Origin of the sequence: Iningainema tapete BLCC-T55, assembly GCF_014698965.1 — a bacterium.
Lineage (GTDB): Bacteria > Cyanobacteriota > Cyanobacteriia > Cyanobacteriales > Nostocaceae > Iningainema > Iningainema tapete.
In genome coordinates this window covers 127,142-138,123 of record NZ_JACXAE010000054.1, presented here as the reverse complement: position 1 = coordinate 138,123, position 10,982 = coordinate 127,142, and the positions used below count along the sequence as shown (strand labels likewise).

Annotated in this window: 9 protein-coding genes; 1 reads left to right on the top strand and 8 read right to left on the bottom strand. The window is 42.7% G+C overall.

What is annotated here, in order from left to right:
* Nucleotides 1–23 precede the first annotated feature (23 nt).
* The 6 genes from ICL16_RS16230 to ICL16_RS16205 all read right to left on the bottom strand — a co-directional run bounded on the left by ICL16_RS16230 (nt 24) and on the right by ICL16_RS16205 (nt 3,854).
* A complete protein-coding gene (locus ICL16_RS16230) occupies nt 24–200 on the bottom strand; it encodes a PIN domain-containing protein (RefSeq protein ID WP_238360797.1) in 177 nt (58 codons plus the stop codon).
* On the bottom strand, nt 197–409 hold the full coding sequence (locus tag ICL16_RS16225) for a hypothetical protein (protein ID WP_190829530.1): 213 nt from the start codon (nt 407–409) through the stop codon (nt 197–199). The genes ICL16_RS16230 and ICL16_RS16225 overlap by 4 nt, the downstream gene beginning before the upstream one ends.
* Before the next feature lie 111 nt (nt 410–520).
* Nucleotides 521–790 (bottom strand): hypothetical protein, encoded by a 270-nt coding sequence (locus ICL16_RS16220; RefSeq protein WP_337907028.1) that lies wholly within the window; start codon nt 788–790, stop codon nt 521–523.
* A 50-nt stretch (nt 791–840) separates the two neighbouring features.
* A complete protein-coding gene (locus ICL16_RS16215) occupies nt 841–2,394 on the bottom strand; it encodes a mercuric reductase (protein ID WP_190829528.1) in 1,554 nt (517 codons plus the stop codon).
* Between the two features lie 3 nt (nt 2,395–2,397).
* The gene (locus tag ICL16_RS16210) at nt 2,398–3,105 is read right to left on the bottom strand and encodes a TVP38/TMEM64 family protein (RefSeq protein ID WP_190829526.1); all 708 of its coding nucleotides are present in this window, start codon (nt 3,103–3,105) and stop codon (nt 2,398–2,400) included.
* A gap of 62 nt (nt 3,106–3,167) precedes the next feature.
* Nucleotides 3,168–3,854 carry a TIGR04283 family arsenosugar biosynthesis glycosyltransferase gene (locus ICL16_RS16205; RefSeq protein WP_420485281.1) on the bottom strand — a complete coding sequence of 229 codons (687 nt, stop codon included), beginning with the start codon at nt 3,852–3,854 and terminating at the stop codon, nt 3,168–3,170.
* Between the two features lie 110 nt (nt 3,855–3,964).
* Here ICL16_RS16205 and ICL16_RS16200 point away from each other — a divergent pair, with 110 nt between their 5' ends.
* Complete coding sequence (locus ICL16_RS16200) at nt 3,965–4,972, top strand: zinc-dependent alcohol dehydrogenase family protein (protein WP_190829524.1); 1,008 nt, start codon at nt 3,965–3,967, stop codon at nt 4,970–4,972.
* Nucleotides 4,973–5,154: 182 nt separating this feature from the next.
* Here ICL16_RS16200 and ICL16_RS16195 read toward each other — a convergent pair whose 3' ends face one another.
* On the bottom strand, nt 5,155–9,495 hold the full coding sequence (locus ICL16_RS16195) for an nSTAND1 domain-containing NTPase (protein ID WP_190829522.1): 4,341 nt from the start codon (nt 9,493–9,495) through the stop codon (nt 5,155–5,157).
* 97 nt (nt 9,496–9,592) lie between these two features.
* Nucleotides 9,593–10,957, bottom strand: a complete 1,365-nt coding sequence (locus ICL16_RS16190) for a GUN4 domain-containing protein (protein WP_190829519.1) — start codon at nt 10,955–10,957, stop codon at nt 9,593–9,595.
* Between the last annotated feature and the right edge of the window lie 25 nt (nt 10,958–10,982).

The following is a 10,982-nucleotide window of genomic DNA, read 5'->3' as shown; positions in this document are numbered from 1 at the left end:
TTTCCTCTGAAGAGGTACTAACATTAAATGTGCTTTTCTTGACTATTCGAGTGTTTTTGCCAAAACTGGATGTTCCCTAGCAATTCAATTTCAGTAATCACTGAAACAACATATTGTCCTGATGGTAATGGTTTGGCTAAACGACCTCCCAACAGGTACAATACTACATTTGTATCTAATAAAATTAAAGGTTGTGTCAACGCCACTCATCCCTAATTTGCTGCTGATATTCCAAAGGCTCTTGATTTAGTTTAATGACACCAGCATACTTATTTACATCAAATTCTTTTTGTTGTAATTGATAAGCCTCTAATATTTGCTCAATTCGCTGCCAGTCCTGATAATCAATTAACACTGCAACCGGACGCATTGCTTCATCAGTCACAATTTTTTTCTGAAAAGGTAGCATGACTGTCTACTTCAAATACAAAATTTATTCTATCTTAATCTAATAGCATACAAGAGTGGCGTAATCAGGTAAAAAGCTAAAAAATGTCGCCGTACCACGCAGCTTGAGCTTTCACTTCACTAGCCCACTTGGGAACCATCTGGATTCAGCAACTAAAACAGAATTAGCGTAGGTAAAAATCTGCGCCAATTCAGATATACCATCTAATTCAGCTTTTTCGTCTGACGTGATTAATCCAGATTTGCTTCGTTCTAGCAACTCATCTGAACGAGCTTGCAGCTCATCAGTAAACTTGAAAAGCTGAAGATTATTAACTTTCTCCAGTTTGATTCCTGTTTCCAACCAATATGAAGGTTCAATCATTAATTTTGGAGTCATCATGGTTTGAACATAGAATGCTACACTTTAATCTTAGCTTCTGGGCTGAAAGCTCAAGAAAACTTGCTCAACCACCTCAATAATTGCTTGGTGTTTGGTGTCAGGGCAGTTGAGAGATAATAAGCATCAGCCGCCTTTTTAATTGCTTCAGCTTGGGTAGGATAAGGATGAATCACCTTAGCCAGCTTTTTCAAACCGAGTTTATTAACGATCGCCGTTGTCACTTCTGAAATCATTTCTCCTGCATGACGAGCGACAATAGTTGCACCGAGTATCTCATCCGATCCCTTGCGGTGGGTAACTTTTACAAATCCTTCCTCTTCACCATCAGCTATCGCTCTATCTACATCATCAAAAGTAACTTTAATCGTCTCCACATCAATGCCCTTTTCCTGCGCCTCGCGTTCGTACATCCCCACATGGGCTATTTCTGGATCTGTAAAAGTTACCCAAGGCATTACTAGACTACTAAGTTTCTGTCGCCCTATACCAAAAGGACAAAATAACGCATTTCTAATTACAATTCGTGCCGCCGCATCAGCTGCATGGGTAAATTTCCAATTCATGCAAATATCACCAGCAGCATAAATGTTGGGATTTGTAGTTTGCAGGTAATCATTCACCTTCACACCCTTGTGGCGATCATACTCCACCCCCACTGCTTCTAAATTCAAACCTTCTACATTTGGGGCACGTCCTACACCTGCCAGAATTTCATCTACTGTGATAGAATTCTGCTTACCGTTACAAGTAAAGTGCAACGTCTTGCCTTCATTTGTCTTGGACACGCGCTGTATTTGGCAACCTAATACCAAGCGAATTCCTTCCCGGATAAAAACTTGTTGGACAATTTCCGCCGCATCAGCATCTTCTTTATTCAGGATGTAAGAACCTTTATGGAAAAGAATCACCTCACAACCGAAACGCCGGAAAGCCTGTGCCAATTCACAACCAACCGGACCACCACCAATTACTGCTAAACTATATGGTCGTTGAATCAGTGAAAAAACCGTTTCATTGGTGAGATAACCTGCTTCCTCGATTCCAGGAATTGAAATTTGCGTAGCTTTTGCACCAGTGGCAATTACAGCTTTTTTATAACGTAGCGTCTTGTCACCTACCTCTACAGTATTGTTACTGCCAAATCGAGCGCTACCCAAGAAAACATCAATCCCCATCTTTTGAAAACGTTCCACTGAGTCATGAGGGCTAATAGAAGCCCTAATTCGCCGCATCCGTGTCATGACTGCAGGAAAATCAACATTAATATGTTTTGGCACATCAATACCATAGTTTCTGGCATTCCACATTTCGCCAACTACGCGAGCGGAGCGGATGACAGTCTTAGATGGTACGCAGCCAAAGTTTAAGCAATCCCCACCCAGGAGATGTTTTTCAATCAGTGCTATTTTTAAATAAGGTGCGCCTACAAGTGCTGCACCTGCTGCCACTACTAATCCGGCTGTACCAGCGCCAATTACTACCAAATCATAACAATCTACAGGTTGAGGATTTACCCACTTACGTGGATGTACGTAAGATATAAGTTTTTGATTATACTCATCCATTGGTTGGACTGTGACTGTTGGGAATTCTGAATTGGTCATTGGTCATACCTCCTCTTCTAAAGCGTTGCGGGCAATACGGGTGACGTAAACAACGAGGGCAACTGTAGCAATAAAACCAATAATCTGAATTGCCCATTGCACCGTTAGGTTTGTCGGTTGAGCATCTGTTCCAATCATGGCAATATTACCAGCGAGGGAACCAATATAAACGTACATCACAGTACCGGGAATCATGCCGATGGAGCCTAAAACATAGTCATTAAGCGAAACTTGTGTCACCCCAAAAGCGTAGTTTAACAGGTTGAAGGGAAAGATGGGGGATAAGCGAGTTAGTAAGACAATTTTCCATCCTTGTCTGGTAACTGCGCGATTAATCGCTTGAAATTTAGGATATTTCTCTAAAAGCCGATAAACCCAATCCCGTGACAGGTAGCGTCCAATTAGGAAGGCAAAAGTTGCTCCGAAAGTTGCAGCAATAAACACATATACTGATCCCCAAAAGACGCCAAACAGAACACCACCTCCCAGTGTTAGGATGGAACCTGGTATAAAAAATATGGTAGCTAAGTTGTAAATGACCATGAACCCAATTGGTGCTAACCATCCCAGATTTTTCACCCAGATTAAACCTGATTGCAAAAGTCCTTGAATGTTGAAGTGTTTAGCGGCAAAGATCAAGATGGCAGTTATACCAATAAACAATATCAGTTTGAGATAAGAATTTAATCGGCTGTTTTGCTTTTGAGCCATTACTGATCGGAAGTTAAAATACACCACATCAAACGATCGCCAGCTTAAATTCTCCTATATTTTCATCTCCGATACAAGCGGATAATTCGTTCAGGGGAAATTCCGAGTAAATAAGCAATAATTATTATTTGATTAATTAGCGTGGTTTTGAATACCCCTTTCTTCTGCCATCGACGTGGTGATGTTAAAACTGGCACTTTGATAATAGTAATGCAACCGATGCATCTTAGACGGCGTATAATTTCAAAGTCCTCCATAATGGGGAAGTTGGGAAAAGTACCAATTTGATGAAAGATTTTATTGGTAACAAAAATGGCTTGATCCCCATAAGGCATTTGCAAGAAACGCGATCGCCAATTCACTCCCCATTCCACTAACCGCAAACTCCATTGCGATGCATTGATCCGCAAAGCAAATGCACCAGCTACAGTTGTTGGTTGTTGCAGTGCCTTGCGCACCATGACATCAAACTCAGGAGGTAAAAGGGTATCAGCGTGCAGAAACAGCAGAATTTCACCAGTTGCAACTCTAGCACCTGCATTCATTTGCGCAGCACGCCCTCTAGGCGCTGAGATAACTTTAACACCCAATGACTGAGCTATTGCTACTGTTTTATCTTCTGAGCCACCATCAACCACAATCACTTCTACATTTGTACTCGGTTGAGTACTGGCGATCGCTGCAGTAATGTTTCCCACTTCATTTAGTGTAGGAATGATAACGGAAATTTTCGGTGGAATAATTGACAACAGATTTCTCCGCTCCTAAAGATTGTGATACACAAGGCACACAACCCAACATAGAATACAAAGATGGCAGGAATCGCCGTTGAAAGAAAAGTTTGTGATTTACTAAAGTTATGAAAGTCTATCAGATTGGTAATGAAGCGGGAATTGATGCCCTGACTTTAGTAGAGCGTCCCGAGCCAAAACCAGAATACGGTCAAATTTTGGTGCGTGTTCGTGCAGTTTCCCTCAACTATCGAGATTTAATTATTGTGGAGAGCAATCGCACTGACAGCAATTCTCACGTCATTCCGATGTCGGATGGTGCTGGAGAAGTGGTAGCAGTAGGCGTTGGCGTGACGCGGGTTAAAGTTGGCGCGCGCGTTGCAGGCACATTCTTCCAAGATTGGGTGAGCGGTAATATTAACGCCAAAGTCATGAAATCAGCAATGGGAGGGGAAATCGATGGAATGCTAGCGGAATACGTCACCCTCAATCAAAACGGGGTTGTGCTTTTACCCAATCATCTTTCCTATGAAGAAGGTGCTACTTTACCCTGCGCCGCTGTCACAGCATGGCACGCGCTGGTAACTAAAGGTAATCTCAAGGCTGGCGAGACGGTTTTAATTTTGGGAACAGGTGGCGTTTCGATCTTTGCCCTACAATTTGCCAAACTGCACGGGGCGCGGGTAATTGTGACTTCTAGTAGTGATGAAAAACTGGAACGAGCTAAAGCACTCGGCGCAGATGACACCATTAACTACAAAACCACGCCCAATTGGGAAGAAGCAGTGTATCGCCTCACTGATTCTACTGGAGTCGATCATGTCGTGGAAGTTGGCGGGGCTGGAACGCTACAGAAATCGATTAAAGCTGTTCGTTATGGTGGTTATATTAGTTTGATTGGGGTGCTAACTGGTTTTGGTGGTGAAATCAATCCACAGCCTATTTTGGGTAAAAGTATTACGCTGCAAGGCATTTATGTGGGTAGCCGTGAGATGTTTGAAGCGATGAATAGAGCGATCGCGCATCATCAACTGAAGCCTCAGATCGATCGCACCTTTTCCTTATCTGAAGCCAAAGCAGCCTACCAATATCTCAAAAGCGGTTCGCATTTTGGCAAAGTGGTTATTCAACTGTAGAGGTTATAGGAGCAATTAAGACATGTCCTACGATTTGCTTTATACTACAGGCAGCAGTCAATGTTCAAGGTGTAGTGATTACAAATTGCGGACATTTTGTTCCTGAATAACACCTGGAGGCTCTGATTAAGCACATTTTGGGTTTCATTTGTTAATGGAAATTTTTGGCATGGATTTTCGCACTAGACGTATTTCTGACAAGTTTCACAAGCTTCCTTTTCCACCTCCTGTTTTGGATTTTTAAAGATAGGATGGTAGCGAAGTCGGTTACAGCAGACTTCCAGCCACGCTTTCCAGCCCTTCCCCCGCCACAAGCGCACTGTGTTGTCAGAACTGCCACTGACAATGTATTGCCCATCCGGACTAAAGGCGACAGAGTTGACAAAACCCTCATGCCCTTCAAATGGTAGACTTATCGGGTTGCCTTGGGTGTCCCACAAGCGCAATGTGCGATCTCTGCTACCACTGACAATCGTTTGAGCATCTGGGCTAAAGGCAACTGATGTGACAGTATCCTCGTGTCCGAGTAAGGGTTCACCAATGGGGTTGCCCTCAATATCCCATAAGCGTAATGTTTTGTCATCACCGCCACTGAGAATTTTCCCTCCATCTGGGCTAAAGGTGACAGAATATACAGTACTCTGATGTCCAATCAAAGGTTTGCCGATGGGTATGCCGTCGATGTTCCATAACCTAACCGTGAGATCGTCACCAGCACTGACAATGGTATTACCTTGTGGGCTAAAGGCTACAGACCGAATAAAACTTTCATGCCCAATAAAAGGTTTTCCTATGAGGTTGCCTTGAAGATCCCACAAACGCAATAAGCCGTCATCACTGGCAGTAACAATGGTATTACCTTGTGGGCTAAAGGCGGCACACCTGACAGGACGTTCAAGCTCAATCAAGGGTTTGCCGATCAATTTGCCTTGGAGGTTCCACAAGCGCCATGTCCTGTCAAAGTTTGCAGTGACAATGGTATTACCTTGTGGGCTAAAGGCTACAGAAAAAACATTTAAAAGCTCAGAGCCTTTAAAAGGTTGACCGATTGGTTTGCCTTGGAGGTTTGACAAATGCACTGTCCCGTTACTGTTGCCACTGACAATCATGTGACTATCTGGGCTAAAGGCGACAGTTTCTACCTCATCGTCGTGTCCCCGGAAGGGTTGAGCTATCGAACAGCTTTGAAGATCCCACAAACGCACCGTGCTGTCAGAATTACCACTGACAATTGTCTCACCATCCGGGCTAAAAGCTACAGAGAAGACAGAATTGTTAGATCCAATGAAAGGTTGGTTAATTGGTTTACCCTGTAAGTTCCATATGCGCCATGACTCATCCCAACTTCCACTGACAATTTTCTGACCATCTGGGCTAAAAGCAACACATAAAACAGAATTTTTGTGTCCTATGAAAGGTTCACCAATCAGGTTGCCCTCAATATCCCATAAGCGCACTGTGTTGTCAGAACTACCACTGACAATTTTTTGACCATCTGGGCTAAAAGCCACAGAAAAGACATAATTCTTATGTCCAATAAAAGGTTCACCAATGGGATTGCCCTCAATATCCCACAACCGCACTGTGTTATCTTGACTACCACTAACAATCTTTTGACCATCTGGGCTAAAGGCAACTGACATGACGGCATCCTCATGCCCCTGAAACGGTTCACCAATGAGGTTGCCCTCCAAGTTCCACAACCGTACTGTGTTGTCAGAACTACCACTGACTATCATCTCCCCATTAGGGCTAAAGGCAACTGACATGACGGCATCCTCATGCCCCTGAAACGGTTCACCAATGGGGTAGCCCTCCAAGTTCCACAACCGTACTGTGTTGTCAAAACTACCACTGACTATCATCTCCCCATTAGGGCTAAAAGCAACAGACCGGACCTCACCCTGATGCCCCTGAAACGGTTCACCAATGGGGTAGCCCTCCAAGTTCCACAACCGCACTGTGTTGTCAGAACTACCACTGACAATTATCTGACCATCTGGGCTAAAGGCGACAGACCAGAGAGGATTTTTATGTCCTTCTAAGATGATTGGCACTCTGGCTTTTTCCATTGCTGTATGCAAGCTGGTTTGAACTGGGCTGAGAATCTCGTTGGGCAACTCCTCTAAATTCTGTCCCATTGCTTGAATTGCTAGAACTAAGCCGTCTAGAGGCTGTACAGGCAGCAAATCTTCAACTTTACTTGCCTTCTGTCGCAGTTGCGCCCTTAAGCGGAGTTCTTTAGCTTGCTTTTGTTGAATGTTTCTATACTCAATGCTACTGCTAATAAACTCTTTCTCTCGCAGGTTCAACCAGTTATCGGGCAATGCCTTGATCTTTTCCAACTGGTTGAGGCGATCGCCATCTGGCAACAATAAACCAGTCGGTCGGTCCTGACTCTCCCAATCATTAGCCGCAGGTGTCAAACGCTGTTGCAGCACTAAATTTTCCTGTTGCTCATTTTTCCATTCTTGCAACTTATTCCACCCCCGCACCAAAGCATCATGGGCTGGTTCTACATACGCTTCACCCCCAGTTTCCCGTCCCCCAACAATCAAACGAGCTTCATCAAGCCGTTTGAGAATTTCCTTTACTCGCTGATTTTCTGCATCTTCTGCATACACCAACTCAGACTCAGGTACTCGTCGCCGTGCTGACTCCCCACCCTCAATTGTCACCATCCGCAGCATCACCCGTTGCATCGTAGTCTGCTGGGTCGAGTCGAGTTTATTGTATACTTCGGTCGCTCGATATGTTAAAGAACCTGCAACTCCGCCTAAATCTTTGTAATCTGCCTCAGTTAAAGTTCTACTTTCCTGCTCTATGCATTTAATATAAAGCTCACTGAGTGTAAAAGATAGCAGCGATAGCGCTCCTGGCATCTGCCCTACTTCGTCAATGAGCAGATCAACCAGATTTGGCGGTTTAAAGTCCAGCATTTTCTCCGACGCCGGTCTTTCAATCGCCTGCCTTAACTCATCCGATCTCATGGCACGTACTGGAAAGCGAGCGCCTGTCAAATAGGATTTGAGTGCAGAATCTAAAAAACGCGGTTCAAAGTCTAAGCGTAAGGTTAATATTACATGTAACTGGTGAGAATGAGCCGCTAAAGCTTGTGCAAGGAAATTTAAAAACTGCTCTCGTTCTTGTTGCTTGCAGATTGTAATTAGTTCTTCAAATTGGTCAATCACCAATAAAAGCTTTGTGTTAGCAGGAATTTGTCTCAAATTGGCTATAACATCAATAAATTGCCTCGGTGCTTGTTTGAGCGTCTCACTCCAGGAATTAATCGCGTCTAATGTGCTTCTATCTATCTCAGTATTTACCACAAGTGCTTTAGCTAGTGCAGCAAATGGAGACTCACTTGGACGAATTGATGGTATAATATACCACTGTTTTGCATGGTTTTCCCGTAAGTAGGGAATTAACCCCGCTTTAACTAGGCTTGACTTTCCAGAACCAGAAACACCCAAAACTACAGTGAGTGGATTTTCCGGTTTACAAATACGGGCATATAGTTCTTTCACTAGTTCATCTCTGCCGAAGAATAACAGGGAATTTTCTTCTTCGTAGCTTTTTAAACCCCGGTAAGGGTTGTTTTCTTCCTTGAGTGCTGGTGCATTTTCTAACTTGTCTTGGTCAAAGTTGGGGAGCAAGAAGATATACTCACCTTTATCATGCTTTTTGAGGGGAAACAAACCAGGAGTTTGGCGTCTGTTATGCTCGTCGGTTAGTTCCTCAACTTTATCCCGCACGTAGCAATAAAGTTCAGTTGCCGTGATGATACCATCACCTTCTCTTAGGGTTGTGTCTGCTTCCCCGCGCAAACCCTCAAACAAAGCTTCAGCAAAAGGTGAGTGTTTGCCTATTTTTCCCCGTTGTCCAAAACAACCAAGATAATCGATCGCCTTTTGATCGTGAGCAGCAGATGCGATCGCTTGCCATGCTGGATCTCGAATAAAGCGATCATAACGTTGTTTGTAAACTTTTCGCGCAGGCACAATATCTCGATACAAACTCGACCGAAATGCCCCAGCAAAACAGCAGTCAAGTATAACTAGCATATGACGGCAAGGCAGTTCTGCCAGCGCATCATTCAAAGCTTGCATGGGCAGGAGAATCTTGTTAATTTCTACTTGCTTTTGAAGCAGAATATCTCCTCTGGCATCTTGGGGTACAAGATAGCCTCCTAAATTGTCTGTATTTTCCAGTCCATCTGCGGGGACTATTCCGTGTCCGGCAAAGTAGAAGATAAAACGGTCATTTTCTCTTACCTGTACAGTTTTATCGGGTAAGCGCAATGTATTCTGCTTGAAGTCTTCTAGCAGAGATTTTAACTCCTCCAACGTAGCTTTTTCGTTCAGTAATATCTGTAACTCATATTGATAGTTATCTTTGAGAACTTTTGCCAGTTCTTCAGCGTCGTTAACAGGTGTCTCTAATTCTGGAATGCCATTTGAATAATTATTAATACCGATAATTACGGCAAGGTTGTGCTGAAACTCGTACTTGGAGTTAGGCATACATCAAAATCCGCTCTTTACCTACATTCCGGTTAGTTACTTTAGTTTTTCGCCACCCAAAAACCCGTTTTGTGAAACCCCCAATATCATACAGAATCTAAAGTTTTGATGCGATAAAACACCCCGGTAATGCAATGAACCGTGCCAAGCGTATTGTTCCAGGAATCTTAAATAATGGGCGCTTACCCATATAACACCAACCTAAAGGCAGTTCTGATAACTCTGTAGTCGGCAGATGCCCTTGAGGTGCATTTAGGGAGAAGGTCAGGTCAGAGTAATATAACCACTTGCCTTGTACACGCCATCCAACTCTATCAGCTAACAAGCACTCTGTCTTATAGTCTACTTTGCCGCCAACCTCTAACCAGATACGCTTCTGCACGCTAAAGCCAAAGTGCCCTTTGCTGTATTCTACCCAGAGCGCATCAACGCTGTGTAAGACCCGATTGAGTAAGATGTCATCAACAAGAGTAATAGCGATATTAGTATTTGTGCCTTCCACTTTTTCACCCGTCGCTTTCAGCAAGATAGCTGTAGTTTCCCGGTCAGCTTCTTTCCAATTGCCTGCTTCTAGCAAGTCTCGTAGCCTAGTATAGTCAAAGTCTCTTCGATCACTAATACTATTAAATGCCTTCAATAACTCTAACGCTTGAAATCCTGTAGATAGGAATGACTGAATCTTTCTAGGTTTAATTCTGATGTTATTACGGTAGCAGATTAATCGGTATCCTTTTGCCGCCGTGCAGAGATTTTTCTCTGCTTTATAGAAGTCATTAATTTGGGAATTAAAAATCTGACTAATCTGCTCTCCTTGTGTTCTTTGATGTCCAAATATTTGACAAAGTTTGTCAAATATTTTCCGCCAAATGCTTTTTTCTTTTGCTATTATTGAAAATTTCTGTAAGTGTAAATCTTCAAAAGCAAAAATAATAATGGTTTGCGACTGATTGCTTATTGAGCGACCAGACGAGGAGAATTCACTATCTTGAGATTTATTAGAACTCCATCTGTGACTATTAAAATCAAATATGGCATAAAAACTCCCTTGGGTTTCTTTCTTGCTTATTAAAATATTTTCCAATTCTGTTCTCTTTCCTATTGAGAAAAGTAGTGCAACCATTACCTCTAAAATTATTAAAAGGTCATTCAAAACGTTTTTCGTTCTTGGTCTGATTTCTTCAAAGAAAGGTAACCCCTCAAGAATAGGTCTAATAATTTTATTTTTGTCCGTTTTATAAAAATCTAAACCCATCTTAGCGGCTATTTTCTTAAGTTTTCTAGTTCTGCGGTTACGAAAATATGAAAAAAACAATATTTCAAAAAATCTGTATAAAGCTATCTGAATGATTACACTTATAAGAGTATTGAATGTTCGATCAAAAGCTACCCACCACAATAACATGATAGAGTATAAGAAAAGCTTGAAGAAAGTATAAAATTGGGAAAGTCGGTAACTATTCATTTCAAATCCTTGTAATATTCAGTAA